Annotated in this window: 28 protein-coding genes and 1 tRNA gene; 13 read left to right on the top strand and 16 right to left on the bottom strand. The window is 55.6% G+C overall.

Features of this window, described 5'->3' with window-relative positions; genetic code table 11:
- Nucleotides 1-52: 52 nt before the first annotated feature.
- Nucleotides 53-1,378: an adenosylhomocysteinase gene (gene ahcY / locus VHE34_RS05405; protein ID WP_325585435.1), complete on the bottom strand. Its 1,326-nt coding sequence runs from the start codon at nucleotides 1,376-1,378 to the stop codon at nucleotides 53-55.
- Between the two features lie 116 nt (nucleotides 1,379-1,494).
- Between ahcY and VHE34_RS05400 the strand changes: the two genes are divergently transcribed.
- Genes VHE34_RS05400 through VHE34_RS05390 form a run of 3 tightly spaced genes read left to right on the top strand, consistent with a single transcriptional unit; the run spans nucleotide 1,495 to nucleotide 2,842 of the window.
- Complete coding sequence (locus VHE34_RS05400) at nucleotides 1,495-2,001, top strand: Lrp/AsnC family transcriptional regulator (RefSeq protein WP_325585433.1); 507 nt, start codon at nucleotides 1,495-1,497, stop codon at nucleotides 1,999-2,001.
- 23 nt (nucleotides 2,002-2,024) lie between these two features.
- Nucleotides 2,025-2,327, top strand: a complete 303-nt coding sequence (locus VHE34_RS05395; RefSeq protein ID WP_325585430.1) for a hypothetical protein — start codon at nucleotides 2,025-2,027, stop codon at nucleotides 2,325-2,327.
- Nucleotides 2,324-2,842 carry a GNAT family N-acetyltransferase gene (locus VHE34_RS05390; protein ID WP_325585428.1) on the top strand — a complete coding sequence of 173 codons (519 nt, stop codon included), beginning with the start codon at nucleotides 2,324-2,326 and terminating at the stop codon, nucleotides 2,840-2,842. The genes VHE34_RS05395 and VHE34_RS05390 overlap by 4 nt, the downstream gene beginning before the upstream one ends.
- Nucleotides 2,843-2,857: 15 nt before the next feature.
- On the opposite strand, the gene VHE34_RS05385 is transcribed toward VHE34_RS05390, so the two are convergent.
- From VHE34_RS05385 to VHE34_RS05370, 4 genes are all read right to left on the bottom strand, one after another.
- A complete protein-coding gene (locus VHE34_RS05385; RefSeq protein ID WP_325585426.1) occupies nucleotides 2,858-3,313 on the bottom strand; it encodes an NUDIX domain-containing protein in 456 nt (151 codons plus the stop codon).
- Between the two features lie 5 nt (nucleotides 3,314-3,318).
- Nucleotides 3,319-4,254, bottom strand: a complete 936-nt coding sequence (locus tag VHE34_RS05380) for a magnesium transporter CorA family protein (RefSeq protein ID WP_325585424.1) — start codon at nucleotides 4,252-4,254, stop codon at nucleotides 3,319-3,321.
- Between the two features lie 15 nt (nucleotides 4,255-4,269).
- Entirely contained in the window at nucleotides 4,270-5,055 is a 786-nt protein-coding gene (gene dapF / locus VHE34_RS05375; RefSeq protein WP_325585422.1) for a diaminopimelate epimerase, read from the bottom strand.
- Between the two features lie 74 nt (nucleotides 5,056-5,129).
- Nucleotides 5,130-6,005, bottom strand: coding sequence for a nucleoside phosphorylase (locus VHE34_RS05370; RefSeq protein ID WP_325585420.1), 876 nt, complete (start codon nucleotides 6,003-6,005; stop codon nucleotides 5,130-5,132).
- Nucleotides 6,006-6,098: 93 nt separating this feature from the next.
- Between VHE34_RS05370 and VHE34_RS05365 the strand changes: the two genes are divergently transcribed.
- Nucleotides 6,099-6,169: transfer RNA gene (locus tag VHE34_RS05365), tRNA-Cys, on the top strand.
- Nucleotides 6,170-6,317: 148 nt separating this feature from the next.
- Here VHE34_RS05365 and VHE34_RS05360 read toward each other — a convergent pair.
- Together VHE34_RS05360 and VHE34_RS05355 are read right to left on the bottom strand one after the other, a co-directional pair.
- Entirely contained in the window at nucleotides 6,318-6,551 is a 234-nt protein-coding gene (locus VHE34_RS05360) for a hypothetical protein (protein WP_325585418.1), read from the bottom strand.
- 28 nt (nucleotides 6,552-6,579) lie between these two features.
- Nucleotides 6,580-8,532, bottom strand: a complete 1,953-nt coding sequence (locus VHE34_RS05355; RefSeq protein ID WP_325585416.1) for a phospholipase D-like domain-containing protein — start codon at nucleotides 8,530-8,532, stop codon at nucleotides 6,580-6,582.
- 240 nt (nucleotides 8,533-8,772) lie between these two features.
- Here VHE34_RS05355 and VHE34_RS05350 point away from each other — a divergent pair, with 240 nt between their 5' ends.
- Nucleotides 8,773-9,030, top strand: a complete 258-nt coding sequence (locus VHE34_RS05350; protein WP_325585414.1) for an RNA-binding protein — start codon at nucleotides 8,773-8,775, stop codon at nucleotides 9,028-9,030.
- Between the two features lies 1 nt (nucleotide 9,031).
- On the opposite strand, the gene VHE34_RS05345 is transcribed toward VHE34_RS05350, so the two are convergent.
- Both VHE34_RS05345 and VHE34_RS05340 read right to left on the bottom strand, forming a co-directional pair.
- The gene (locus VHE34_RS05345; RefSeq protein ID WP_325585412.1) at nucleotides 9,032-10,987 is read right to left on the bottom strand and encodes a DUF1080 domain-containing protein; all 1,956 of its coding nucleotides are present in this window, start codon (nucleotides 10,985-10,987) and stop codon (nucleotides 9,032-9,034) included.
- Nucleotides 10,987-12,252: a Gfo/Idh/MocA family oxidoreductase gene (locus tag VHE34_RS05340; protein WP_325585410.1), complete on the bottom strand. Its 1,266-nt coding sequence runs from the start codon at nucleotides 12,250-12,252 to the stop codon at nucleotides 10,987-10,989. Before VHE34_RS05340 ends, VHE34_RS05345 begins: the two co-directional genes overlap by 1 nt.
- Before the next feature lie 324 nt (nucleotides 12,253-12,576).
- Between VHE34_RS05340 and VHE34_RS05335 the strand changes: the two genes are divergently transcribed.
- Nucleotides 12,577-13,692: a DUF2911 domain-containing protein gene (locus tag VHE34_RS05335; RefSeq protein ID WP_325585408.1), complete on the top strand. Its 1,116-nt coding sequence runs from the start codon at nucleotides 12,577-12,579 to the stop codon at nucleotides 13,690-13,692.
- A 6-nt stretch (nucleotides 13,693-13,698) separates the two neighbouring features.
- On the opposite strand, the gene VHE34_RS05330 is transcribed toward VHE34_RS05335, so the two are convergent.
- Both VHE34_RS05330 and VHE34_RS05325 read right to left on the bottom strand, forming a co-directional pair.
- The gene (locus VHE34_RS05330; RefSeq protein WP_325585406.1) at nucleotides 13,699-16,368 is read right to left on the bottom strand and encodes an ABC transporter permease; all 2,670 of its coding nucleotides are present in this window, start codon (nucleotides 16,366-16,368) and stop codon (nucleotides 13,699-13,701) included.
- The gene (locus tag VHE34_RS05325; protein ID WP_325585404.1) at nucleotides 16,368-16,700 is read right to left on the bottom strand and encodes a PadR family transcriptional regulator; all 333 of its coding nucleotides are present in this window, start codon (nucleotides 16,698-16,700) and stop codon (nucleotides 16,368-16,370) included. The genes VHE34_RS05330 and VHE34_RS05325 overlap by 1 nt, the downstream gene beginning before the upstream one ends.
- 85 nt (nucleotides 16,701-16,785) lie before the next feature.
- Between VHE34_RS05325 and VHE34_RS05320 the strand changes: the two genes are divergently transcribed.
- Nucleotides 16,786-17,631 carry a class I SAM-dependent methyltransferase gene (locus VHE34_RS05320; RefSeq protein WP_325585402.1) on the top strand — a complete coding sequence of 282 codons (846 nt, stop codon included), beginning with the start codon at nucleotides 16,786-16,788 and terminating at the stop codon, nucleotides 17,629-17,631.
- Here the strand turns inward: VHE34_RS05320 and VHE34_RS05315 are convergent.
- Genes VHE34_RS05315 through VHE34_RS05305 form a run of 3 tightly spaced genes read right to left on the bottom strand, consistent with a single transcriptional unit; the run spans nucleotide 17,600 to nucleotide 18,804 of the window.
- Nucleotides 17,600-18,034, bottom strand: coding sequence for an LIC_13387 family protein (locus VHE34_RS05315; protein ID WP_325585400.1), 435 nt, complete (start codon nucleotides 18,032-18,034; stop codon nucleotides 17,600-17,602). The two genes, VHE34_RS05320 and VHE34_RS05315, sit on opposite strands and share 32 nt — an antisense overlap.
- Nucleotides 18,024-18,473, bottom strand: coding sequence for an SRPBCC family protein (locus tag VHE34_RS05310; protein ID WP_325585398.1), 450 nt, complete (start codon nucleotides 18,471-18,473; stop codon nucleotides 18,024-18,026). The genes VHE34_RS05315 and VHE34_RS05310 overlap by 11 nt, the downstream gene beginning before the upstream one ends.
- A gap of 1 nt (nucleotide 18,474) precedes the next feature.
- Nucleotides 18,475-18,804 (bottom strand): metalloregulator ArsR/SmtB family transcription factor, encoded by a 330-nt coding sequence (locus VHE34_RS05305; RefSeq protein WP_325585396.1) that lies wholly within the window; start codon nucleotides 18,802-18,804, stop codon nucleotides 18,475-18,477.
- Between the two features lie 149 nt (nucleotides 18,805-18,953).
- Between VHE34_RS05305 and VHE34_RS05300 the strand changes: the two genes are divergently transcribed.
- The 5 genes from VHE34_RS05300 to VHE34_RS05280 are packed head-to-tail and all read left to right on the top strand — an operon-like array spanning nucleotide 18,954 to nucleotide 22,202.
- Nucleotides 18,954-19,502 (top strand): DUF2975 domain-containing protein, encoded by a 549-nt coding sequence (locus VHE34_RS05300; protein ID WP_325585394.1) that lies wholly within the window; start codon nucleotides 18,954-18,956, stop codon nucleotides 19,500-19,502.
- Nucleotides 19,503-19,505: 3 nt separating this feature from the next.
- The gene (locus VHE34_RS05295; protein WP_325585392.1) at nucleotides 19,506-19,712 is read left to right on the top strand and encodes a helix-turn-helix transcriptional regulator; all 207 of its coding nucleotides are present in this window, start codon (nucleotides 19,506-19,508) and stop codon (nucleotides 19,710-19,712) included.
- Nucleotides 19,713-19,734: 22 nt separating this feature from the next.
- Complete coding sequence (locus VHE34_RS05290) at nucleotides 19,735-20,250, top strand: ankyrin repeat domain-containing protein (protein WP_325585390.1); 516 nt, start codon at nucleotides 19,735-19,737, stop codon at nucleotides 20,248-20,250.
- Between the two features lie 6 nt (nucleotides 20,251-20,256).
- A complete protein-coding gene (locus tag VHE34_RS05285; protein WP_325585388.1) occupies nucleotides 20,257-21,315 on the top strand; it encodes an acyltransferase family protein in 1,059 nt (352 codons plus the stop codon).
- Between the two features lie 8 nt (nucleotides 21,316-21,323).
- Complete coding sequence (locus tag VHE34_RS05280) at nucleotides 21,324-22,202, top strand: glycoside hydrolase family 16 protein (protein WP_325585386.1); 879 nt, start codon at nucleotides 21,324-21,326, stop codon at nucleotides 22,200-22,202.
- A 16-nt stretch (nucleotides 22,203-22,218) separates the two neighbouring features.
- Here VHE34_RS05280 and VHE34_RS05275 read toward each other — a convergent pair whose 3' ends face one another.
- Nucleotides 22,219-23,562 carry an alpha-L-fucosidase gene (locus VHE34_RS05275; protein ID WP_325585384.1) on the bottom strand — a complete coding sequence of 448 codons (1,344 nt, stop codon included), beginning with the start codon at nucleotides 23,560-23,562 and terminating at the stop codon, nucleotides 22,219-22,221.
- Between the two features lie 49 nt (nucleotides 23,563-23,611).
- Between VHE34_RS05275 and VHE34_RS05270 the strand changes: the two genes are divergently transcribed.
- A complete protein-coding gene (locus VHE34_RS05270; RefSeq protein WP_325585383.1) occupies nucleotides 23,612-23,797 on the top strand; it encodes a DUF72 domain-containing protein in 186 nt (61 codons plus the stop codon).
- Nucleotides 23,798-23,815: 18 nt separating this feature from the next.
- Here VHE34_RS05270 and VHE34_RS05265 read toward each other — a convergent pair whose 3' ends face one another.
- Nucleotides 23,816-24,847, bottom strand: coding sequence for a manganese catalase family protein (locus VHE34_RS05265; protein ID WP_325585381.1), 1,032 nt, complete (start codon nucleotides 24,845-24,847; stop codon nucleotides 23,816-23,818).
- Nucleotides 24,848-25,024: the final 177 nt, after the last annotated feature.

The raw sequence follows: 25,024 nt of genomic DNA, 5'->3' as shown, positions 1-25,024 counted from the left end.
AAAAGCCCGCTTCGGGTGAAGCGGGCGGTATCCTTTGTCGCGGTAATGTCGACTAGTAGCGATAGTGCTCGGGCTTGTAGGGACCGGCCTTGGGGATGCCAAGGTAGGAGGCCTGAGCGTCGGTGAGTTCGTCGAGCTGGACGCCGATCTTGGCGAGGTGGAGGCGGGCTACCTTCTCATCGAGGAGCTTGGGCAGCACATATACTTTGTTCTCGTATTTCTTGTGGTTGACCCACAGTTCAATCTGGGCGAGGGTCTGGTTGGAGAAGGAGTTGCTCATCACGAACGAGGGGTGGCCGGTGGCGCAGCCGAGGTTGACGAGGCGGCCTTCCGCGAGCACGATCACGTCCTTGCCGTCGATGTTGTAGACGTCGACCTGGGGCTTGATGGTGTCCTTGGTCTTGCCATAGTTGGCATTCAGCCAGGCCATGTCGATCTCGATGTCGAAGTGCCCGATGTTACAAACGATGGCCTTGTCCTTCATCAGGCGGAAGTGTTTTTCGGTGATGAGGTCGCGGCAGCCGGAGGCGGTGACGATGATGTCGGCTTCCTTGACGGCGTCCACCATCTTCTTTACCTCGAAGCCGTCCATGGCGGCCTGGAGGGCGCAGATGGGGTCGATCTCGGTGACGATGACGCGGCAGCCTGCCCCCTTGAGGGAAGCGGCGGAGCCCTTACCGACGTCGCCATAGCTGCCGACAACGGCAACCTTACCGGCCATCATGACGTCGGTGGCGCGGCGGATGGCGTCCACGAGGGATTCCTTACAGCCATATTTGTTGTCGAACTTCGACTTGGTAACGGAGTCATTTACGTTAAACGCCGGGATGGGGAGCGTACCCTTTTCCATGCGCTCATACAGCCGGTGAACACCGGTGGTGGTCTCTTCGCTGAGACCCTTTATATGCTGCACCAGCTCGGGATATTTGTCGAAAACGATGTTGGTGAGGTCGCCGCCATCATCCAGGATCATGTTGAGGGGACGATCGGTGCTACCGAAGAACAGGGTCTGCTCGATACACCAGTCGGCTTCTTCGAGGGTCTGGCCCTTCCAGGCAAAAACACCGATTCCGGCGGCGGCGATGGCGGCTGCAGCCTGGTCCTGGGTGGAGAAGATGTTACAGGACGACCATTTTACTTCGGCGCCAAGGGCAACCAGGGTCTCGATCAGCACGGCGGTTTGGATCGTCATGTGGAGGCAACCTGCTATGCGGGCTCCTTTCAGGGGCTGCGAAGGACCATATTCTGCACGGATGGCCATCAGACCAGGCATTTCTGCTTCGGCGAGGCGGATTTCTTTCCGGCCCCATTCGGCGAGGCTCATATCTTTCACCTTATACGGGAGCTTCAGATCGATGCTCTGAGTTTTCGTTGACATGGAGATTTTTTTAAATTTTGGTCAAAGTTAGCAATGCTAGAACAAAAATATAGCCATTGTTTGTAAATTTGGGACAGATAGCAATTTTTTAACCTTTTCGTAGAATAAAATACGGTATGGCGACAGAAAAAGACCCACAAAAAGAAAAAGCGGCTATAGGGCCGGTGGACCTGGATGAGAAAGACAGGGCTATCCTGCGCCTGTTGCAGGACAACGCGAAGATCACTGTGCGGGAGATTGCGGCAAAGGTACATCTGAGTACGACGCCGGTGCACGAGCGGATCCGGCGACTGGAGGAGACGGGTGTGATCCGGCAATATGCGACGCTGCTGGATCACTCCAAGGTGCGGAAGGGCCTGCTGGCGATCTGCTATGTCTCGCTGAAAGAGCACAATAAGCGGAGCGGGGCGAAGTTTATCAGGACGATGCAGGAGATGGACGAGGTGCTGGAGTGCTATATCATTTCGGGGGAATTCGACTTTATGCTGAAGGTGGCGGTTGAGAGCATGGATGCCTATTACGATTTTCATGTCAATAAGCTGGGACAGGTGGAGAACATTGGTCACGTACAAAGCACGTTTGTCATGGGAGTTGTCAAACAGACGCACCAACTTATTTCGTAAATTGCAGCGTTAAATATTTTCTTATGTACTCATACGATACAGTAGCCGAGGCGGTCAACGGCCTGAAGCAACGGGGATACACCATCGATTTTAATCTGGAGGCCGATAATATCTGCTGTTCGAAGACTCCGTTGGCGTTGAAGCCCGCGGATTTCGAGATCACGGAGTTCTATCGCTTCGAAGGGGAGAGCGATCCTGCGGACGAGGCGGTAGTGTATGCGATCGAGTCGCTCAAGGGCGACAAAGGCGTGCTGGTCACCGGCTTTGGTATCAGCGCCGAAGGCATCGGCGAAGAATTGGTTGAAAAACTGAGCGTAAAACGATGATCACGATCCGCGAGGCCCGAGAGGCCGATATTCCCGCGCTTTTGGCGATTTACAATCATGTTATTCTTCATACGACGGCTGTCTATACTTACGAGGCGCAGACACTGGAGGCGCGTGCCGCCTGGTACCGGGACAAGCTCGCGGCGGGCTATCCTGTCGTTGTGGCTGAGGAGGGGGGGCAGGTGATCGGGTTTAGTTCGTACGGCCCGTTCCGGGCTTGGCCAGCCTATAAATATACCATCGAGAATTCGGTCTATGTCGCCGAGGGACAGCGGGGCAAGGGTGTCGGCAAGCTGCTGATCCAGCCGCTGATCGATTCGGCGCGGGCAAAGGGCTATCATGCCATCATTGCGGGCATCGATTCCTCGAATGACGCCAGTCTCCGGCTGCATGCGTCCTTTGGATTCGTGGAGGTGGCGCATTTCCGGGAGGTGGGTTATAAGTTTGGGCGCTGGCTCGATCTTACTTTTCTTGAACTTTTATTGGAGACACCCCTGCAGCCTAGCGAGGGGTGACCTGGTGTGACGGGCTTAGCGGGCTGTCAACAGTCGGGCGACGACCTTGTCGATCGGTAGGGTGACGCTTTCTTCGTTGAACTGTGACCGGGGGATGAACCGGAAGGTTTCGCATTCTTTTTTTTCGGCGTAGATGGCCAGTTCGCGCTCATCAAAATCGAAGGGGTTTGATCGTAGTGGCGCCTTGATGGGCTCGAGTGCGCGCACGAAATAATAGATGCTGATGATCTGGTGTTCAGGATTGAAGGCGGACATCTGGAAGAAATCCGTGGTGTAGAGATGATCGGTGACCTCGACGTCGAGGTCCATCTCTTCTTTGAACTCGCGTTTGAGGCAGTCGCGGGTGCCTTCGCCGAATTCCAGGCCGCCGCCGGGGAATTTCGTGTAATAGTTGCCGCGGATGTATTCGTCGCTGACGAGGATGTCCCCGTTGTCGCCGACGAGAATGCCATATATTCTGAGGTTGAACATGTTATTCAGAACCATTTTTTCTTCATAAAATACCAGGAGATGACGATGCTGATGCCTATGGACAGGAGGATCGGTATATAGAAGGTATCCGAGCCGGGAATAGGGGTATGTACGTTCATTCCGTAGATGCCGGTGACGAGGGCCGGCAGGGAGAGAATGATGGTGATGGAGGTGAGCCGTTTGAGCACGTTATTCATATTATTATTGATGATGCTGGCAAAAGCGTCGAGGGTGCTGCTGAGGATGTTGGTATAGATATTCGCCATTTCGAGGGCCTGGGACATGTCGACGGCGAGGTCGTCGAGGAGTTCTTTCTCTTCATCGTTGAGGCCGAGGAAATTGGTGCGAGCGAGCTTGAGGAGGAGCATTTCGTTGCTGCGGAGGGCGGTGACGAAGTAAACCATGCTTTTCTGGATCTTCATGAGCTCCAGCAGCTCTTCGTTGCGGTTGGACGCGTAGAGCTTTTGTTCCATGAGGTTTCGGCGCTGGTTGATCTCCTTGAGAAATTCCATATAGGTCTGGGTGATCTTTTCGAAGATCTTCAGGACCATCATATTTTTCTTGTCGGGGTGGCGATTTTGGAAGGTGTTGAGGAATTTCTTGATGGCACCGTTCTCGAAAGAATTGACGGTGACAATTTGATTGTGGGTAAGGATGATACAGATGGGGATCGTGATATAATAGGCGTCGCTTTCGTTAAAGGAGTTGTTCTCGGTTGGGGTTTTGATGACGATGAGCCGGACCTTGTCTTCTTCCTCGAAGCGGGGGCGTTCGTCGATATCGAGGGAGTCGGTGAGGAAGTCGAGCGGGATGTTCATTTCCTCGGAGAGGTCGGTGAACTCCTGCTGTTTAAGGGGCGGGAGGATATTGATCCAGTCGCCGTCCCTGGCCTGGTCGACCTCTATGGTTTGATGGTTGACGTTCTTGAAGTACTGGATCATGTCTATCGGGTGGGGCTAGTTATCAATGCTGCCTTCGAAAACGCGGACGGCGGGTCCGCAGAGCCAGATGTTTTCATACGCGCCGTCGGCGGTGCGATCGAAGCGGACGGTCAGTTTTCCTCCTTTTGTGATGACCTTGACATAGTTGTAACCTGCCTCGTTGTGGTAACAGGCCAAGGCGCTGGCGGTGACGCCGGTGCCGCAGGACAGGGTCTCGTCTTCCACGCCTCTTTCGTAGGTGCGGACGATGATCTCGTCGGGGCGGCGATGCTCTACGAAATTGACGTTGACGCCTTCTTTGGCGAAGTCGCTGCTGTAGCGGATTTCCATGCCTTTATGATAGACGTCGAGCTCCATGACGTCGGTGACCATCCTGACATAGTGGGGTGAGCCGGTGTCGAGGAGGAAATCGCCGTGGAAGTCGTGGATCTCGGCGACGTTCTTCATTTTGAGGCTGACGACGCTGTCGTCGTCGATCTCGGCGAGGTGGGGGCCATCGGCGGCGATAAAACTGTATTCGGTCTTTTTCAGGCCGATGTCGTTGGCGAATTTGACCAGGCAGCGGCCTCCGTTGCCGCACATGGTGCTTTCGCGGCCGTCGGCGTTATAGTATTTCATTTCGAAATCGTAGCCGGTATGCGGGTTGAGCAGCATTAGACCGTCGGCGCCGATGCCGAAGCGGCGGTCGCAGAGGAATTTGATGCGTTCGGTGGTCAGGGCGGTGTAGCTCCAGTTGCGGTTATCCAGGATGATGAAGTCATTGCCGGTCCCTTGGTATTTGAAGAAGTGCATTTGGTTCATAGCTGGGGCGAAGATAACTTTTTTTCGGCGGAACCGGGGTAGGGGGCCGGTGACCGGGCGGCGGTGGTACGTAGTTACAGTCCTTCGACGATCTTTAGGGTCTCGCGGATCAGGCGGGCGACGGTGGCGTCCCCATCCTTTGAGAATTCCTTTGTGATGCGGTTGGCGACGATGGCGCTGAGGCTGAGACAGGAGTGGCCGAGGAGTTTGCCGAGGCCGTAAATGCCGGCGGTCTCCATCTCGAAGTTGCTGATGCGGTGGGGCCCATAGGAGAAATGGGTGAGGCGGTCGATGAGGTCGGGCTGACTGAGGCCCAGGCGGAGGACCCGACCCTGGGGGCCATAGAACCCCGGGCAGGTCACGGTGATGCCATGGTGGAATCCTTCGGTGAAGTGACGGAGCAGGGTGGCGCTGGCGCCGCTGATGTACGGTTGGGCGAGGCGTTGGTGGAGTTGGGTCTGGGTGGTGAAAGCCTGAAGGAGTTCGGTTTCGTCGGGGGCCGGCTCGTTTCGATAGAAATTGAGCAGGTTGTCGATACCGAGGCCATGGGTGGAGGCGACGAAGCTGTCTGCGGGTATGTCTTTCTGTAAGGAGCCGGAAGTTCCGATCCGGATGATGGTAAGGGGGGTGAATTCCTTTTTGATGGTTCGGGTGGAAAAGTCGATATTGACGAGGGCATCGAGCTCGTTGAGGACGATGTCGATGTTGTCGGTGCCGATGCCGGTAGAGACGACGGTGAGGCGTTTTTGGCCGATCCGGCCGGTGTGGGAGACGAATTCGCGGTGTTGGAGGCGGTGTTCGACGGTGTCGAAATGTTGACTAACTTTGGTGACGCGGTCGGGGTCGCCTACGGTCAGGACGGTGGGGGCGAGTTCTTCGGGGCGGAGGTTGAGGTGATAGACGGCGCCGCGGGGGTTGATAAACAGTTCGCTTTCAGGGATTGGTTGCATATTTTGTGGGAGATATATTTGAGTTTGTTGCGAAATTACCTTAATTTTGCAGCCACTCAAAAATTTTGCACTTGTTGATAATTGGGTGATTTTGGTTCCGTGGCCGAGTGGCTAGGCAGAGCTCTGCAAAAGCTTCTACAGCAGTTCGAATCTGCTCGGAACCTCGCAAGACAAAGTGAAACCGCCGTAAGGCGGTTTTTCTTTGCCGTGGAGGGATGCGAGCTTTGCTCGCAAATCCCGGAGCGGCAAAAGAAAAATGACCGGACATGGTCCGGTCGGTTTCACTTTGTTTTTAGCCCCCAAAGCGGCTGATCACCGGCGGATGAATCCGCGTTGCCCTGCATCGATCTTCATTTGGATATGGAAATCGCCATCTGCTTCTTTCCTCATCGCTTTGATGACCCCTGTCACGGAGGTACATCTTTTCCAAACCGTAAACCGCTCGGGTTTGTATACATGCTGCCAAAGGGAAGCGTCGCAGGACTGCGACCAGGCGGCGGCGCAGGTGATGGTGACCAGGAAAAGGGTTAGAATGGAAGATCTCATAAATCTTGGTTTGTAGGTTGAAGGAGGCTTATGAGCCGAATAATTCGCGGTCGCGCTTTTTTTGCGGGTTGGACCAGTCTTCGTCCCACCAGGGTTTGACGTTGGAGCCGGGTTGGGGGGGCTTTTGGAGCTCGAGGGGTTTGGCGGCGCCGTTTGCCTTTGCTTTTTCCTGCACGTCGCGCCATTCGTAATGGTCGAACATCGCCACGGCCTCGATCATATAGCTTGTGGCGACGCGCTGGTCGGAGATGCAGAAGAGATTTTCGCCGTTTTTGGTGTCGGCACTGGAGGAAAAATTATAGGAGCCGGTGTATACGCGGGCGGTGGGCTTATTGAAGTCGATGACGACGAACTTATGGTGCATATTGATGCCCTTACCTCCGGTGGCTTCCTGTTGGAAGGGGGGAGGGACCTGTTTGAGCAGCGCGGCGGGGAAGGCGATCGGCGGATTGCCGTCGGGGACCTGGACGTCGAGACCGCCGACGTTGTTGTTGGCCAGGCCGTAGACGAAAATGTTCTTATTGGCGGTGATCTTTACGATCGCGTCTTTGATGGGGCCCGGGGTGGTGGAGAGAAAAGCCAGGGAGTAAAAGAGGCTGGAACCGGACGTCAGGATATCCGTCGCGAGGCCGGCCAGCATAGCATTGGATGGGTTATGCGGCGAGAAAGTGACCTTCGCATTGACGCCGGGGATCTGGAGATCGTTCCAGGTTGCTGAGCTGCCGGCGGCGGCGCCGGCGGGGTTATTCGGATTCTTCCACAGGTTGTCGAACGCGTCGGAAAATACTTTTACTGCTGCCGTACCCTGCAGAACGAGGGTGTTGTTGTTTTGAACATAGATGCCGCGCCAGGAAAAATTGCAGGACCCGCCGATGGCAAACCGGACTTTGTTACCCTGGACGACGATCATCTTGTTATGCTGAAGTGCACCCATATGCTGCCGCTGAACATTGGCTGCGCCGGCGGTGGTCTTCAGGAGTGCGGCGGCGCGGGACTCGGCGGAGGTTGCGGGCCCGTGGGTGCCGGAATCGTCGATGATGATCTTTAGGCGGCTACCCAGCTTTTGCAGGCGGGAGACGATCTCCATATCATTGAAATCGTAGGCGGCGACTTTTACCTGTGCGGTGGTGTCGCCTGCGGCCTGGTCGAGGACATTGAGGATGGCGGAGCGGGCTTCGAAGCCCATCCAGGCCAGCGCCTTTTCTTCGTTGGCATAGGTGGGTTTGAAGTCCAGGCCCGCATTGGCGCTGGGCGGCAGGATCGCGGCGACACTATTGTCCGTCCCGAAATTTTTGATAAACGCCTGGGAGGAGATGAAACCGCGGGTGAAGCAGATGTTCAGCTTGCCGGGATAGGTTTCCGCTTCCAATTCGATGGCAGCGGTCTGAGCATCCTGGTAGCTGAGCTTGCCGCTGCTATCCATAAAGACCGGGGTAACGCGGTATGTAAACGCGCCGGGAATTCCGGCGTGGAAGGGAAAATGGATCCAACGGAATTTTTGAATGGGCGATAGTAAGGACGAGAGAATGGCCGGGTTGACGGCGCCGCTGGCGCCGGGGAATGCGAGGCGGTTGGAAACGGGAAAGAATTGGGTGCTGCCCGGTTCCGAATATTCAATTCCGAAACCGACGAAATTGACGGGCGGTGTGCCGTTCTTCCAGTTCATGGCCAGCAGGCACATGCCTTCGCCTCTGTAGATGGTTAGGGTGAAGGGTGCTGCGGCGTTTGTGCCACGGACGATAAAGGCCGGGGCGGTGGTGTTTGTCGCCGGGGTGAGGGGATCGCCCGGTTGGCTGACGGGGCGGGAGCTGGGTGGCGTGGGGGCCTGAGGTTTGGCCGGTTTTTTGGCGGGCTTTTTTTTGGCGGCTGTCTTTTTTGGAGCGGCCTTCTTTTTGGCTGCTTTCTTTTGTGGAGTTGCTTTCTTTTTGGCGGGAGTTTTTTTGACAGCCGCTTTTTTCGCGGCTTTCTTTGTCGGGGCCATGGGGTGTAGTTTGAGTGTGCGTTACCAGCAAATTACTCCATTATGCAATGTTCTATCCCCGTATAAACACCCATTTTTGATAATAGGTTGCCGCCATTTCCTGACGCCCGGATGTATCCGAATGTGAATGCATTTAGAAGGAGCATTGTTGATATTTTTTTAAATAAATGATATTCAATTATTTGTAGAGTGTTTGGCGTCCGTTAGTAAAGGCCGTTTTTTTTATTCTATATTTGTCCCATGCGAATGACGATATCCGGGCTACCGAAGCATTTCGACAAATTTGATCTCCAGCGACTGTTTAACCCCTTTGGTTGGGTGGACTATACCAAGATACTCATCGATCCGATCACGGGGCTGAGCCGCGGTAAAGGCATCGTTGAGATGAAGAAGGATGAAGACGCCCAAAAAGCCATGGCCGCCTTGCAGGGAAAGGTGCTTGGGGCCAATCCTCTTACCATTAAGGAAGCCAAGGAGCGGCCGCCAAGACCGCAGTAACCTACAATCTTTTTACCCGCATAGCCCGGAACCTTACCACATCCCCATGGCCGAGGAAGCCGAGATGGCCCGTTTGATTCAGGAGGCCGGGGTGATCCTTGTGGTCCATTGTTCCATTTTTGGACGCCTCTTTTATATCGCCGTCGAGGATCACCGTTCCGTTTAGCGTCACCTTTATCTTGTTGCCTTTTGCGATGATCTCCTCTTTGTTCCACTGACCGGCCGGCAAGAGATAACCGCGTTTTGCGGGAATGACGCCGTAGACGGAACCGTGGAATTGATAGGGATGCAAATCCTTGTACATGGGCGCTTCGTTGTCGAGCACCTGTATCTCCATTCCCACGTATGCTGCGTCGCCTTCCAGCGGAGCACGGATACCGATACCATTGTTGGCGCCGGGCGTGAGTTGGAATTCGAAGCGATAGATGAAGTTGGCAAATTCTTCTTTGGTGTATAGATTGCCGCCGCCTTTTTCGGGGGCTACTTCGACGACACCGTCTTTGACGAGATAGCCAGTTGTGTTGCCGGTCCACTGATCAAGGTCCTGCCCGTTGAAAAGGGAAACAAAGCCTCGTCTTTTTTCTTCGGCGGGGAGTTCGACAACGTCGTTTGTTGGAAGTTCGCGCAGATAGATGTTCCGATAGGCGACGTAGGTGCCGTGGGCCTGCAGTTCGATCTGTTCAGTGGGGAAGATCGGGATGCTGCGATCCCAGTAATTTTCCAGCGTGATATTATCGGTGACGAGTATTCCATTCAGCCAGACGGTTACCTTTTCTCCCTTCATGATTATGTGAAACCGGTTCCACTCGCCGATCTTATTGTCTGCGACGGTCAGGGGTTTGCTTTCGTTCTTTTGGTTGTTGTACAAGCCGCCCGATCCCACCTGGGCGCCGACCTCTCTTCTGCTGGTGTCCCAGATCTGTACCTGGGGCGAGCCTCTGAGATAGATCCCGGCGTCGCCTTTTTCGGTGATCTTCCAATCGACGTACATTTCGACATCGCGGTATTTTTGTTCGGTCGCGAGATTTTCGCCGTGCCCGGTGAAGATCAGTAGGCCGTCTTTTACGACCCAGTCGCCCTTCGTTTTTTCGTTGGCTGCTTTTTGGGCGGCGGCGAGCTCAGCGTCGGTCATCTTCGACCGGGTGACGGGGTTGCCGACGAGGGCCTTCCAGCCGGTGAGATCGACGCCATTGAACAGGCTAACGAAGCCATGGTCATAGGGCATTTTCCTTAACCGGGAGGTTAGCCGTGTCGTTAGGAAGGCGCTGTCTTCACCACCGATCAGCGGCAGGGCTGTTTCGAGCGCCTGGCGAACGACGGGGCCCTGGATGGTTTCGTCGGTCAGCGCGAGTCGGGCGAGGATCAATGCGGCGTCTTTGTTCAGTTCCGGGTCGTTTATGGACTTGCTTACAAGGATGAAGCTGCTGAAGCCGGGGATCGTAGCGGCTTTTGCAAGGATGCGCTTTTTTTCGATCGGGTTTTTGGCGAGCGCCATTTCGTCTTCCAACAGCAGCAACTGCCGTTCGCCGGTGAGGGTGGCGGCTGATGGGGGGGTGTACGCCGGTAGTGCGGGCAGGGTTGCATTTTGCCGATCGACGGTTGCTTTGTCGGTGAGCAGGTTCAGTTGCGACTGGATGAACAGCTGCGCGTATTGCGATCTGGCGGCGCCACTGTATTTTTTTATCCAATCTACAGTCTGAGCATTTTTTGCGGCATTTATATACGCGCTTAACGCGTCTGCGGCGCTGGCTTTTAAAGAGTCGTTGTCCAAAAGCCGGAAGGCAGCCTTCCATTCGGACTTGTCCCAGGTGTTCATGGTTGTCAGCGCGGCGTCGGCGTCCGACCGGTGTTGATACGGGAATACGCGGATCGCTTCTATTACTTTGTTTGGGGCTTTCTGGGCGTTTGCATTGCCTGCCAGGAAAACCGATGCGAGGAGGATGAGAGCAAGTTTCATTACAGTTGTTTGGTGCGCATGGGCGGGTTGATCAGATAGTTGGCTTCGGTGTCCTCGATGAAAACCTGGTTCACCGGATCGAATCTCAGGGGGCGACCCAATTGCAGGGCGATCTTTCCCATGTTGATGATGGTACAGGACCGGAACCCGTTCTGTTCATTGAGTGCGAAGGGGGTCCGGTGTTTCACCGAGTCCAGGAAATTGGTGACCTGGGGTTCAGGGTCGGGCAGCAGCGCAAGTCGTTCCCTGAGGTTGGGAATATCGGATCGGAATCCAGCGAACAATTTTCCCTTTGGCCCGACGATATAGGCGGCATCCGGGTCTTTATCTTCGCCGTCCAGAATGATCTTACAGCCGTCCTCGTAGGTGAAGGTGATCTTTCGGAACGTTCCCACCGCATCCCAGTTTTGCTGTTCGGCATCGGGTTCGACGAGGATCGGGCTGGTATGATCTTTCCCGAGAAAATACTGGATCGGATCGATATAATGCTGGCCCATGTCGCCAAGGCCGCCGCCATCGTAATCCCAATAGCCGCGGAAGGTCTGGTGGACCCGGTGGGGGTTATAGGGCTTGAACGGGGCGGGTCCCAGCCATCGGTCGTAGTCCAGCTCCGGCGGAACGGGCATCGTTTCCAGCTTTGTCTTCCCCACCCAATAAAATTTCCAGTCGAAGCCGGTGGTCTTACTCACGGTAACGGTGAGCGGCCAACCCAACATCCCCGAGTCCACCAATTTTTTGATGGGCTTTACGGTGGTATTCATGCCGTAGAAATTGTCTTCGAAGCGGAACCAGGTGTTCAACCGGAACATGCGTTGGTTCTGCCTGACGGCCTCTATCACCCGTTTGCCTTCGCCGATGGTCCTTGTCATGGGTTTCTCGCACCAGATGTCCTTACCGGCGTTTGCGGCGTCGATGGCGATCAGCCCGTGCCAGTGCGGGGGTGTGGCGATGTGTACGATATCCACCTCCGGCAGGGCGATGAGCTCCCGGTGATCATGAAAGGTCTTTATGCCGCCGCCGATGGAATTGGCCACTTCGGTGAGATGGTTCCTGTCGACGTCGCAGATGGCCACGACCCGCGTGCCGGCATAGGGGATGTGACCCCGGCCCATGCCGCCTACGCCGATGATCCCCTTGGTCAGCTGGTCGCTGGGAGCGAGATAACCCCTGCCTAATACATGCCTGGGAACGATGAAGAAGCCTGTGCCGATGGCGGCGGCCTGTTTCAGAAAGCGGCGCCGGCCTTTGTTTTGGGATGACTGCATGAGTCAATATAATGAGAAAAGGCGAATCAGGCAAAAAACCGCCGGTCGTTGGGTTTTAGCCCTGGTGGTTTGCATGTTTGTGAGTTATGAGCCGTGCGGGCTTTCGGGGTCGGATAAGGGTGGGGCGGGAGACTCGGGGATATCGGGGTCGTAGCCGGGTTCGACCCGGTGTCTTTCCGGTTGAATTTGTGGTACGGGGTCAGGGTGCCGGCGAGGCGCTGTTGCCACAACCGGGGATTGGTTGAAGAAAACACCGGATTGGTCGAAATCTTTTGCAGGGATTGGTCGAAAGCGGGATTTTCACTGCAACTATAAAACACTACCATGAATATCCTTTTTTCAACGACAAGCTATTGCGTCTTGGTTCTTTTATGTCTGGCCGTACATGGGCAGCCGGTGAAGACGCCGAGGATGAGCAAGATGGCCGTTGTCTCGGAGCAGATCGGCATTACGGATGTGACGGTGCACTATAGCCGGCCGGCGGTCGGTGGCCGGGAGGGAAAGATCTGGGGCGACCTGGTACCTTATGGGTTTGTCGACTATCATTACGGAACGAGCAAGGCGGCGCCGTGGCGGGCAGGCGCCAATGAGAATACGACGATAGAATTCTCGACGGATGTGCTCATCGAGGGAAAGCCGTTGGCGGCGGGGAAGTATGGGTTCTTTGTCGCCATGGGCGCCGACAAGGCGACGCTGGTGTTCTCGAGGGACAACAATGCCTGGGGATCGTTCTATTACAACCCTGCGCATGACGCTTTGCGGGTGGAGGCGCCCGTGACGGCGGCGACGGAGAGCGTCGAGTGGTTGAAATACGAGTTCACCGGCGAGACCGACAGCAGCGCGGTGGCCGTGCTGGAATGGGAGAAGCGGAAGATCTCCTTTACCATCGGTGTGGACCTTCGCAAGACGCAGGTGGATGCCTACCGGTATGCTTTCAACAGCGGCGAATTCTATGAATACTGGCAAAACATGCAGCAGGCCGCGGATTTCTGCCTGGTGAACGATGTGAACCTGGAGGAGGGGCTTAGCTGGGCCGACCGATCGATCAACACCTATTTCGGCGACGCGAATTTCCGGACGCTGAGTACGTATGCGGGACTGTTGGAGCGGGCGGGCCGGAAGCATGAGGCGGATTCGTTGATGAAACTGGCCTGGCCGAAGGGCACGATGGATGATATTTTTTACTATGGCTATAAGCTGCAGAGGATGAAGAAGTATAAGGAGGCGTTGGAGGCGTTCAAGGTGAATTACGATAAGGCTCCGAAGAACTGGTTGAGCAACCTGGGGATGGCGAAGGGATATGCCGCGCTTGGGGATAAGGCGTCGGCGCTCAAATATACGGAGGTGAGCCTGCAGTCGGTAGGTGATCCGGGGTCGAAGAGCTATGTGGAGCGCCTAAAGCAGGCGATCACGGAGGGGAAGGATGTGACGGCGTTTTAGGGGTGGCTACTCTGCCCGGAGGCTTTTGACGGGGTTGGCGCGGACGATCTTTAGCGTCTGGATGCCGATCATGGCCGCAGCGATGCCGCCGACGATGAAGAGGCCGGTGAACAGATCGGTAAACGTTATCGGCTGATGGTAGGCGAAGTTGGCCAGGACCACATTCTGGAAAAAGAGCCAGGTGAGGGGGAGGGCGATGGCTGCGGCGACCCCGAGCAGGAGGAGGAAGCCCTTGCTTAGCAGGTAGACCAATCCGCCTTTTTCGGCGCCCAGTACCCGGCGGATGCTGACCTCTTTCACGCGTTTTTCCAGGGTATAGATGACCATGCCGAACAGGCCGAGGGAGGAGATGCAGACGGCAAGCGCGGCAAAAAAGCCGATGACCTTTAGTGTCACCGAGAACTGGCTATAGGCCTCTTCGATCTGGTCGTCATAGAAGTGAGCGTCGAGCGGGTGGACCGGGTCCAACCGTTTCCACAAGGTCTCGACGGCTGTCATCGTTGCCGGCACATTGATCGGGCTGACCTTTATGTTCACGTAACCGCCAGGCTCGGCCGTGTATACAAGTCCTGTCGGGTTTATGGGGCGATCCAGGGTGCCGTAGTGAAAATCCTTCAATACGCCGACGATGGTAAGGTTCTTACCCGACCTTGTCAGGACTTCCCCGATGGCTTTGGCGGGCTCGCCATGGCCGATGTTGAAACGCCGCAGCAACTGCTCGTTGACGATGATCTCCGTTTGGGGGGCGTCTTTTTGTTTGGGCAGGAAGTTGTGCCCGGCTAAAAAGGTATATTGATGCAAGGGCAGATAATTTGCGTCGACATAATTCAGGTCGATCTCGGCGGAATCCGACCTATAGCTCATTTGCGAGCCCGTTATCGATCCCAGGCTGTTGATGAGCAGGGATCGGGAGACTTTCTTTACAGCGGGGAGAGCGGCGAGCTCCTTTACGAACACCTCATCCCTATTGCCCTGCATTCTTACATTGAGGATATTATCGGTCCGAAATCCCAGATCGAAGCGTACGAAGCTCTTGTATTGGTGGTAGCCCATAACTGTTGCCGTTATGAATATCAGCGAGAAAGTGTATTGGACCACGACCAGCGCCTTTCTCAGGGTCAGATGGCGGAACACTTTCAGCGCGGAGGCGTCTTTGAGCACCTGGACCGCGTTGATCTTCGAGTAGAAAAGGGCGGGCAGGAGGCCCGCGATGAGGCCGACGACGATCGCCAGGACGAGAAATCCGAACCCCAGGCGAGGCGTGAGCGACAAGGAAAAGGTTTTGGCCAGGTCGGGGTTGATAGCCAAAAACTGTCCGCGAAGCAGCAGGAAGATCAGGAAGGCCACCCCGAGGGACGCGAGGGAGATGATGACCGACTCGGCGATGAACTGCCCGATGACCTGGATGCGCTGGGCGCCGATGACCTTGCGGATGCCTACTTCGCGGGACCGACGCAAGGAGCGGGCGATGGACAGGTTGGTGTAGTTAAAACAAGCCGAGAGGAGGATGATCCCCGCGAGACCACAGAGGACGTATAGCATGATGATGCTGAAGACCGGACCGATCTCGTTGCCCATTCCGGTCCCGAAGGGGATCTTTTTCAGGGGTTGGGCCAGGAGGGTGATCTTCCGATCCGGCTTTTGCGATGCGTTCTCCCGGACGGATATCCGTTCGAGGGCTGCGGTGAAGGCAGCGGGGTCCGTATTTTTTTTCAGCAGGACATAGACATAGTTGGAGAAGAAATTGGTCCAGTCGAGATAGTTCCCGTCGCCGCCGGGTAGTTGGGGGCCGGCAACGTTGATGGAGGACAGGGAAACCAGCATTTCGAAATGGATATGGGAGAGGGTTGGAAGGTCTTGCAGAATGCCGGTGACGGTATAGGTGACGGTATCGAATTTCACCACTTTACCCATCGGGTCGATGTTGCCAAACAGTTTTGTCGCCGTGGTTTGGGTGAGCACGAGCGAGCGAGGTTCTTTGAGTGCGGTGGGGGCAGCGCCTTTTACCAGGGGAAAGCTGAAGACGTCGAAGAAGCTTTTGTCGGCGTATATGCCGGTGACCGGGATCTTTCCCTCGCCGATCTGTGCGTCGCCGCGAAACCAGTTGCGGAGGATGGTCATCGATTCGATGCCGGGGACCTGCTGTTGGATGAGGGTTCCGGCTTTCCAGGAGGTGGAGGCCAGCCTCGCTTTGGCCGGGCCGCCGCCGGGATGGAAGGAGGAGATGACCCGATAGATGCGATCCTTGTTGTCCAGGGTAGTGTCGAAGGAGTAAAGGTCGGATACATAGGCCATCACGAGCAGACCTACGGAGAGGCTGACCGACATTCCGATGATATTGATGCCGGAGAAGAGTTTGTTGCGGGTAATGACGCGGGTGGAGGTTTTTACATAGCTTGCGAACATGAAATTGCCGGTGCTCAGGCGGGGTTTGCGGAGGGTGTAAGGTCTTAGGAATTTAAGGACGTCCAGGATATAGATCAGGCGGGCGAGGAAGGCGCCTTTCGTTTGAAGGTTGCGATGGAAGAATTCGTTGAGATCGCCTTCGAGGTCTTCGAGCAGCTCGGGGCGGCAATAGAAGGAGAGGAACCGGGTGGCCCATTGGGGTGGGGTGGGTGTTTTTTTCTTTTCGATTCGCGTCTTGCTATTTGCGATTGGCGTCTTTATCCTTTTCATCAGATGCGGTTTAAGGTCAGATTGGGAATTTTCTGCCAGAGTTGGTCACGGATCTCTTTTGCGCGAAGCAGTGATGCTTTGCCGGCGCCGGTGAGCGTATAAAAGCGTTTGCGTTTGCCGCCGCGGGTGGCGGTGGCTTCGCCGAGCTCGCTTTTTACGAGCCCTTTTTCTTCGAGGCGGTTGAGGACGGCGTGGACGACGCCGAGTTTGACGGTGCGGTCCGCGTGTATTGACAGTTCGTCACAGATGGCGACGCTGTAGGCGTTGCTTACCAGGGTGGCGATGGTGAGGAGGACGAGCTCTTCGAATTCCCCGAGGTGGGTTCCTTTCATTGCGTTCGATTAATTCATTAAATGTATGTAATATACCATGCTCCGCGAAATTTTTTATTTTGCGTTGTTTATTTAATGGCAATTTATGGGCAACGTTTTTATCCATCGGGAATTTGGCCGGCAGGCTTTTGGGGACGATCCGGCGCGTTATCATGCGGCGCGGCCGGCGTACCCGGATTGGGTGTTCGAGCGGTTGCGGGAGCGTTGTGGGGTGGGGCCGGGGATAGCGGGCTTCGAAGTGGGTGCAGGCACGGGGATCGCTACGCGGCGGTTGCTCGAGATGGGAATCGATCCGTTGCTGGCGATCGAGCCGGATGAAAGGATGGCGGGATTTCTGCGGGAATCTTTTGGATTTGGGGCGCCGGGTGTAGCGGGAGAACCGGCTGTGGCGACGGGTGCAGAGACCGGTGCGTTGCATGTCCTGTGCTCTACGTTCGAGGATGCTGTCCTGCCGGAGGGGGGATTTCGGTTTGGGGTCAGCGCTACGGCGTTTCACTGGGTGGAGGAGGGACCCGGGCTGGAAAGGGTCGCACGACTTTTAAGTCCCGGCGGCTGGTGGGCTGTGATGTGGAATGTGTTCGGAGATTTGGACAGGGTGGATCCGTTTCACGAAGCAACGAAAGAGCTATTGGACGGCTATACGAATGTTTCGATGTTGGGAGGGGTGCCATATGCGTTGGACACGGCGGCCCGGTCGAGGGCGCTGGAACAGGCCGGCGCCTTTGATATCATCGAGTGTGAGCACCGGCCCTGGGCGTTGCACCTGGATACCGAGGCTGCGGTGGCGCTTTATTCCACCTATTCCAATATCCAGGTACGACCCGATCGGGACGCGGTGCTTGTTGAGTTGAGGCGGATCGTCCGGGAGGAATTCGGTGGGAGGATCACGCGTAATATGGTTACCAGCCTTTATTTGGCGCGACGGCGGTGACCGGGCGGCGGACCAGCAGGGCCATGAGAAGACATGCGGCGGCCGGGATGGTCAGGAAGGCCGGAAAGCGGTAGAGGATCTCGAGCAGGGCGAGTGCGGTGAGATAGAGAAAGGACAGGAGCAGGAGTTTTGCCCCCAGTTCCGATTCCGTCTGCGGCGCCAGCCACCAAAGGACGATGCTGGAGAAGAGAAGGACGAGGATGAGGACTACGCCGTAGCCTTCGAAGAACATGCCCAGTGAGGCGGAGCGGCCCATGAAGGAAAAATGGTGTTGATCCATGTCCTGCAGGATGCGGGCGACGGTTGGGGTGGCGGGTTTTCCACCAAAGACCCCGAAGGTGTGGCCGGCCGTGTGGAGAAACATGAGGACGGCGGCGATGCGAATAAGGAGACTACGCTTCATCGGCGAAATTTTTATAAAGGTTTAAAATCATTTCCCATCCTTTGTTCATGTCGGCGATGATCTTTGCGCCGCCCATCAGCTTTTCGAGATCGCGGTGTTCCATTGTGACGCGGGTGCGGCCGGGTTCTTCGGCGTGGAAGCGAAATTCCAGCTCGGAGATGAGGTTGGGGTCATATTTGAAATTGCCGTCGACCTGCCAGGCAAGGAGGAGGCGGCCGAAGGGATCCCAGACGAGGACCTTTCCCAGTTCGCACTCCGAACCGTCCTCGTGGATGGAATACCACCGGCCCTCTTCCTTTTGTTCGATGATGCTGTCCGTCGGCGGCGTTTTGCCGATATGGTGGGATTTGGGCCACCAATCGCCCATCCGTTCGGTGAATACACGGAAGGCCGTTTCCTGCGATGCGTTGATCAGCAGCTGTTTTTTGATGGATTGCATATTATTTTTTGTTTTCTCGTTCGGTTTTTTCGGCCAGGGCTTTAAAATTGGCCAGCGCCTCGTCCCAGAACTTGTCGAGGAACTCCCGGATGGCGGCTATCCCTTCGTGTTGGACCCTGTATATGCTCCGCGTGCCGCTTTTTTCCATGGTTACGAGTTTTGCTTCGCAGAGGACCTTCAGATGTTGGGATACGGCAGGGCGGCTGACAGGCAGGCCTGCTGCGAGATGGGCGACGGAGAGGGGGCCTGATTCGAGGCGCTCGAATATCTCGCGCCTGGTGGCATCGCCGAGGGCGTGGAGAGCGAGCTGATAGGTTTTGGCGGCTGTCATTTGCTTTTGTTTCTTAGTAAGTATATACTTACTGTTAGTACAAACTTACCAACCGACTTTGATATTTGCAAGAAAATTTGTTAAAAAGTAAATTTTTATTGTTTCTCAATAAATATTTATTACTTTTGATTTATCAAATTAGGAGCATTATGAAAATCACGACTCAGCAGATGCTGAAAATATTGCAGGTTCTCGCCTGGATCATTTTTGTGGGGGTTTGTATTGAGGCGGGGGGATTTATCGTCAATACCTTTTTTACGTTAGCGATCAACCCGATCGACGCCGGGCATTTTTGGCCGGGGGTGGATCTATCGGGTCTCTATGGGTGGGACCGTGGATACTTTATTATCGAGACGGTGCTGATGTGTATCGTCGCCGTCCTGCGCTGTTGGATCTTCTGGCTGATCGTGAAGATCCTGCATGATAAGAAACTGGATCTGTACCAGCCGTTCAATAAAGAGATGGGCCGATTCATCACCCGTCTCTCGTGGTTGGCGCTGCTGACGGGTCTTTTCTCGTGGTGGGGAGCCAAGTACGCGGAGTGGTTTGTGCAGCGGGGGGTGAAGATGCCGGAGTTGCAGTATCTGCGGATCGGCGGGGCCGATGTGTGGCTGTTCATGGGGGTTATCCTCTATGTCATTGCGCAGATATTTAAGCGGGGAATCGAAATCCAATCTGAAAATGAATTAACCGTATAGTTTATGCCGATCGTTGTCAACCTGGATGTCATGATGGCCAAGCGGAAGATGTCCTTGAACGAGTTGTCGGAGAAGGTGGGACTGACGCTGTCCAATCTGTCCATTCTCAAGACCGGTAAGGCGAAGGCGATCCGGTTCAGTACCCTGGAAGCCATCTGCAAGGCGTTGGATTGCCAGCCTGCCGATATCCTTGAATACCGGGAAGAGTAATTTCAATCAATCATTTATTCATATGAAAGGAGTCTTTTTGCTCTTGTCCCTGCTCGCGGCAGTGGGGGCGAGCGCGCAGCGGTCTGCGCCGGTGGATATTCATTCGGCTATAGTTTCCGGGAATATGGCGGCGGTGAAACAGTATATCGTTTCGAGGGGCGATTTGAATGTGCGCGATCCGCTTGGCGGGTCCAGCCCGTTGATCACGGCCTGTGTGTTCGGCCGAACCGAGATGGCCAGGGCGCTGATGGATGCGGGGGCGGATATCAATTTCCGCAATAACGACGGATCGACGCCCTTGCACACGGCGGCGTTCTTTTGCCGGCCCGAGATCGTTCGGCTGCTTTTGGCGCGGTCGGCAGACCGGCGGATCACCAACAAGTATGGACAGACGCCGGCCGAGACGGTTGCCGCACCTTTTGCGAATATGCGGCCGGTGTATGACGGCATCGGCAAAATGCTGGAGCCGATGGGGCTGAAACTGGACTATGCCTATATCGAGAAGACGAGGCCTTTGATCGCTGGAATGCTTAAATAATTTACTATGACACGACGTACTGATATCGATTGGCTGCGGGTGATCGCCATCGGGTTGCTGTTGGCGTATCATACGGCGATCGGTTTTCAATCCTGGGGGTTTATGATCGGGTTCCTGACCAATGACCGGCCGATCGAGGTCTTGTGGATACCGATGAGCCTGTTGAATGTCTGGCGGATACCCTTACTCTTCTTTGTTTCGGGGATGGGTCTTTTCTTTGCCAGCGAGCGGAGGGACTGGCGGCAACTGCTGGCAGAGCGGGCGAGGAGGATATTGGTTCCCTTTGTGTTCGGCTGTCTTGTGGTTGTGCCGGTGCAGATATGGATGATCCAGGGGTATTATCATCAACGGCTGGGCTATGTTGTCAACCCGGCGCATTTGTGGTTTCTTGGGAATATTTTTATCTACGTGTTGGCGGGGCTGCCTTTGTTGCTGTTGATCAAGAGGCGGTTTGCTTTGATCGTTCAGCGGGTGTTTGGCGGGGTTTGGGGATTGCCGATCGTGGTGGCGGCCTTTGCCGGGGAGGTGTTGTTGGTGAAGCCGCTGACGTACGAGCTGTATGCGATGACGGGGCATGGCTTCTTTTTAGGATTCCTGGCGTTTGTTTTCGGGTTTTGTTTTGTTTTAGCCGGGGAACCTTTTTGGCGGCTGTTGGGGAAAGGAAGATGGGTTTTTTTGGGGGTGGCGATCGCGCTATATACCTGGCGGCTGCTGCAACCTTTTATGCGAGTCCCGGCGGTGTCAATGTCGATCGAGTCGAATGCCTGGGTCCTCACAGTGCTGGCCTTTGGACATAAACACCTGAACCGACCGGGGAGGACCTTGCGGTATTTGTCCGAGGCAGCCTACCCGATCTATATCGTCCATATGATCTTTTTGAATGGGGCGTCGGCGCTGGTGTTCCCTATGAAGCTCGTGGCGCCCTTGAAGTTTGTGTTGGTGTTGGTGGTGGAGCTTACCGGGTGTTTCGTCTTGTATGAAGGGTTGATCCGGCGGGTACCTTTTTTACGGGTGTTGTTTGGGCTGAAGCCTCTTACCCGCGGGCATTTACTTATTAAGGCGTAGATTGTGTTATGGTCCATTCAATCGTTTCCGTCACCGCGTTTTGCCTGGTCTTTGCTTTGAATGCGGAGGCCCAGCGCTCGCCTGCGTTCGTCGAGAATTTCAACGCGCCGACGCTTCAACGCTTCAACTATGCTTCGCGAGGGGTTGAGGACTCGCTCAAATGGGAAGTGGGGGCGCCGTCATCGGTCGAGCCGGGAACGAAGGTGTTGTTGTTCCGGATCGATCCAAGGGATAGTGCAGGCGCGGGTCGGGGGCCGGAGATAGTCTCGAAGGAATTTACGTTCTATGGCGGGTATTCCGCCCGCATCAAGATCCCCGATGTTCGGAAGGTCCAGCCGAATACGGGCGCGGTGGTGGGGTATTTTACGTACTATATGGACCCTGTGAAAGGGCTGAGCGAGATCGATATCGAATGGTTGGTCGCCGATCCGCACATAGTATATATCGGGACCTGGACCGGGGCGGAGGGGAAGCTGCAGCGGATCGGCAGGACTATCGATGTATCGAAGGGTAGTATCCTTTCGACGATATCCAAAGTGAACTACACAGGGGTTGCCACGCCTTTGACCGGCGAGCAGAATGAGCCGCAAACTCTTGCCGCCATCCCGGACTATGATGCATCGGCGCGATTTTACACTTATGGGTTCGATTGGCAGGCCGACCGCATCCGCTGGTGGATGCTGCATCCTGTGACCGGGCGGAAGATGGTGCTTTGGGATTATCACGGGTCGGCGCTCGGGATCCCGCGGTTTGCGTCCCTTTATCGAATGAACTTCTGGCATACCAATAACTGGGCCGTCGAGACGAATCCGCATGCGCTGGAGCGGCCGCTGAGTGGCTATCCGCTCGAGGTGGATTGGATGAAGTATGTGCCCGCGGGGAATTAGTCTTTGCTTCGACGGGCTATTTGGCGATTTCCAATACGACGACTGCGTCCGGATCATCGGCGGTGGGGGATTGGGCAGGGATCTCCGCCGCGCCTTCTTTTACGGTTACATTGACCGGAGTCTTGTCTTTCAGACGATAGGCTTTTTTAATGGATTTGAATGGGAACTGTTCGAGGTGGATGTTACCGGCGTTCTGCCGGAGGACATGCACATAGAGCTTGTCGCCGTTCTGCGTGAGGCAGCCCCATTTTTGGGGCCGGAGATAGCCGCCTTTTGTGTCATAGATCGAGGGGCCATAGGTTTGGAGCCAGCTGCCCATCCAATGGAGGCGCTGGATGAATTCGGGTTGGATCTCGCCGTTGGGCATGGGGCCGATGTTGAGGAGGAGATTGCCCCCGTTGCCGGCAGACTTGACCAGGAGGGCGACGATCTGTGCCGGGGTCTTGTAGGTCGTATCGGTGATGTTGAATCCCCAGGAATTATTGATAGTGGCGCAGGTTTCGAGGGGCAGGGCCGAGATCTTTTGGAAACTTAAGCCGCTGGTATTCTCGCCGGGGACGTCCTGTTCGAACATCTGGAAGTCTTCGCCGGGGAGGGGCGTCATGTGGTGGTTGTTGCCGATGAGGCACTGGGGTTGGAGCTTATGGATGAGATCGTAAAGCTCGCGGGTATGCCAGTCTATCCGGACATCATTGTCTTTCCGGTCCTTGCTTTCTTCGGCCATCTGATCCCAGTAGCCGTCAAACCAGATGCCGCCGATGGAGCCGTAGTTGGTGAGGAGTTCGGTGAGCTGGTTCTTCATGAACCGGATATAGTCGTTCCAGTCGCCGTGGACGGTGCGGCCGGTGCCTTTGCCGGTGCGGCCGGTCCACCAGGAGTAATCATCGCGGCGCCAGTCGAGGAGCGAATAATAGAGAAAGAGTTTTATGCCCTGTTTGTGACATTCGTCGGCGAGGAGGCGGACGATGTCTTTTTTGTAGGGCGTATGCATGATATTGAAATCCGAATATTTCGTGTCCCACATGCTGAAGCCGTCATGGTGGCGGGTGATGAGGGTAATGTATTTCATCCCGGCGGATTTGGCGAGGGCGACCCAGGCCTGGGCGTCGAAGTCAATGGGGTTGAAGAATTTTTCCAGGCGGGTGTAATTCTTTACCGTGATGTTGCGGTTGTTCATTACCCATTCGCCGTCGCCGGGGATGCTGAAGGGGCCCCAGTGGATGAAGAGGCCGAATTTGGCGTCGGTGAACCATTGGCGGGCGGCCTCGTTTTGGGGGGAGGGGGTGTAGGCGGTTTGCTGGGCGGAGGAGGAGAGGGTTAGCCCGGCGATGGATGCGATGAGCAGGAGTGTTTTGTTCATGATTTAAAGCTAAGGGATTTGCTTTTTAGCAAATAGAAAAAAACTTAAGATGGCTAGAATCCATGGGCCAGACGGGAGCTATGCGACGGGACATTCGCGGAAGTTCCTTCGCGCCCTGGCCCGGCGTTGTGCCGAATGGAGCAGGGCGGGTCACACCCCTTGGGTATTATTCAATAACAATGGAGGTGTTCACGCGATCCGGGATGCTTTGACGCTGAAGAAGCTGTTGGGGTGAAAAGGCGGCAATGGGGAATCATTTGCGGTCTCTTCCCGGGCTGCTATGGCTTGTACGACGAGTTCCCTGTTTTTTATGCGTTGTCTCTTGCCGGCCGGCCTTTTCTTCGGCGCGGGGGTCGTTCCATTGCATAATCCCGTCGGGCAACGATGCGCCGTTGACTTCGGCGCTTTTCAGCTTGCTTGTTTGCCGGTTGGCCTCCTGCACGGCCTCTTCGGTCCGCGTGGTGCCTTTTGCTTCGTGTGAAAGGAGACCATCGGTTTGGAGAACATATTCGATCGGGTCTTCGACGACCTGCATTTCTTCTTTCAGCCTGCTGCTGGGTCCCTGGTTCCAGGGGCCGGTGTAGTCGTTGCCGACCGACATATTGAAATAGACGTTGCTGAAGCGAGGGTCGCTTTGGAGGACGCCGGGGGGGAAATTGGGCTGGATGGTCGAAAGCGCCGCTTCGAACATCTGGAAGTGTGCTACCTCACGGGTCATCAGGAAGCGGAGCGTCTCCTTCACGTAGGGGTCTTCGGTAAATTGCAGGAGGTATTCATACACCATTTTTGCGCGGGTTTCGGCGGCGATGTCCGACCGGAGGTCGCTGCTGAGGTCGCCCTGGCAGTCGCCGTTGATGTAGGCGGCGGTCCAGGGGACGCCCTGGCTGTTCGTGAAGGCCGGCGTTCCCGCGCTGCCCACCAGGAATTGCGGGGCCGTCATGCCCTGATGGATCATTTCTTCTTTTGCGCCCTTCCCGTCGAGCAGCTTCATGATCTCCGAAGTGTCGGCGGCGTTCTTGAGGTCGCCGTTGACGCCGGTGAGCAGGAGCTGGATGGTGGCCCCCACGATCTCGAGGTGACTGAATTCTTCCGTGGCGATATCCATGAGGAGATCGTATTTGTCCGGATAGGGTTTTTTTGCACCGAATGCCTGGCCAAAATAACGAAGGGCGGCGGCGAGCTCGCCGTTGGCGCCGCCGAACTGTTCGAGCAGCAGGGTAGCGAAGGCCGGGTCCGGCTTCGAGACCCGAACGTTGAACTGAAGGTCTTTTACGTGATGGAACATCGTTGGAGTTATTAGTGAGTGAATAATTCAGTGTGCGGACCAAATAATCGTGCCGATGGCCGGTGCGGGGGGCATTGGGGTGAGGATCACTCAGCTGGTGTATCCGTGGGAAAACGGCGTCGCTCGTGGGGAAACGGCTGACGTAGTCCGGGGGCGTGGCACAATTTTTACATATTC

It is taken from the genome of Puia sp. (genome assembly GCF_035546395.1).
Taxonomy (GTDB): domain Bacteria; phylum Bacteroidota; class Bacteroidia; order Chitinophagales; family Chitinophagaceae; genus Puia.
Note: the sequence above shows the minus strand (reverse complement) of the source record. Positions and strands in the feature narration are given on the sequence as shown.